Genomic DNA, 1900 nt, shown 5'->3' with positions numbered 1-1900 from the left:
TTCTAACCTGTTCTTCAAATAAATCTATGATTGTCTTGTCTTTTGGATACTCTGAATCTGTGTCATTAAATTCTATCAATAATTGATTCTGCTCTTCAAATGTTAGGTAACCAATTTCCTGAATCAGTCTTTCGGGCTGTTCTAAAGATTCCTTAAGCAGGTTTTCAAAATGGGTAAACATTCTCTCTATCAGATACTCATCATAGATGTCTGTATTATAAGAAACTATTAAACTCAATCCCTCTGATTCGACAAAAGTAAAACTGATATCAAACTGGGCTGTTGCGTTAGAAAACTCATAAGGCCCCATCTCAAGCTCTCTGAGTTCTTCGGCTTTTAGATTATTCAATTGGCCCTGGTTTTGTAAAACAACCAAAACATCAAATAATGCAGAACGGCTTGGGTCTCTTTGCACATTTAACTTTCCTACTAAGGCATCAAATGGATAACTCTGATGTTCGTAAGCTCCCAAAAGGTTTTTTTTCTGGGCAGATACCAAATCTAAAAAGCTGCCCCCTTGCTCAAATCGAGTGCGGATGGCAAGTGTATTTAAATATAAACCCAGCTGATTTTCTAAATCAGGATGTTCCCTGCCCGCTATTGGTGTTCCTACTATAATGTCATTCTGACCCGAATACTTATGCAATAAAGTATTGATTCCCGCCATAAGTGTCATAAACAGTGTAACATCCTGCGCTTTTGAAAATGCTTTTAATTCCTCTAAAAATGCTTCTGGAAAATGATGGCTGATATTCGCCCCATTATAGGTCTGAACCAAAGGACGTGTCTTAAAACTCGGAAGATCCAAAACAGGTAATTCTCCCTCAAATTGATTTAACCAATAAGCTTCTGAAGCCCGATGTTTGGCTTGCTGTAATGCTCCATTGAGCCAAAAAGCATAGTCTTTATACTGAATGCCCAATTCCGGAAAATCAACTTTTTTCCCCTGTATTAATCTGTTATAGGCCTCTACAACTTCAGACACCAGCAGTTGCATAGACCAGCCGTCTCCAATGATATGATGCATCGATAAAAAGAAAACATACTCCTGCTCTTTTACCTTCAACAATGAAGCTCTTATAAGAGGCACCTGTTCTAAATCAAAGATCTCATGGTTTCTTTCTTCTATATATTTTGCAATAGCTTCTTGCTGGTTTTCTGCAAAACTGAAGTCTTCACTGGATATCTTAAAATCTAATTGTTCGCTTGGAATAATATATTGTCTGATATCACCCTGATTATCTGCTTTGAAATACGTTCGAAGTATTTCATGACGTTGTAATAAAAGCTTAAACGATTCTTCGAATTTATTGGTGTCTATATTTCCTTTTAGCGTAACTGCTCCGGGCATATTATACGCCAGCGAACCGCCTTCTAATTGGCTCATTATCCACAATCGTCTTTGAGAATCCGTTAAGGGATAAGATTCGCTTTCAGGTGCCTTTGGGATTGCAGTATATTCGCTATCACCTTTATATCGACTAAAAAAATCAATTAAATCTTTTTTATAAAATTTTATTTCGTTTAATATATCTTCTGTAATAACTCCAACTGGAGCTTTAATATCTAGTTTTCCATCAATTACCTCAATATTCACGTTTGATTGAAATAATTTTTTAAGTAGTATTTGCATTATTTTATTGGAATTTACTGTTTAATTGTTCTTCTAACCCCATTTTGATTACTGTTGTTTTTTCCAGTTTTATTTTTCTCATACGATAGTTAGCTTTTTTAAAAAATAAAATTTTCAGTAGTTTCATTATCTAGATTAACCTCATAAGTCATCTGTATATTTTCGATTAAAGCAGCCTGGCTTTCCAATACCATATTTTTAAATATGTCATTGAAAGTGATTTTTACATCAATTTCTTTATAGATAAGATTCATTAATCTTGTAACT

1 protein-coding gene is annotated in these 1900 nt (G+C 34.5%); it reads right to left on the bottom strand.

The window, feature by feature from the left end; all coding sequences use genetic code 11:
- Window positions 1-1633, bottom strand: a 1633-nt coding sequence (locus tag LPB88_RS23635; protein WP_230718248.1) for a condensation domain-containing protein, incomplete at its 3' end; no start/stop codon positions are given.
- Between the last annotated feature and the right edge of the window lie 267 nt (window positions 1634-1900).

Source organism: Flavobacterium sp. JAS, from assembly GCF_020991455.1.
In the GTDB taxonomy this organism is placed as follows: Bacteria; Bacteroidota; Bacteroidia; order Flavobacteriales; family Flavobacteriaceae; genus Flavobacterium.
Note: the sequence above shows the minus strand (reverse complement) of the source record. Positions and strands in the feature narration are given on the sequence as shown.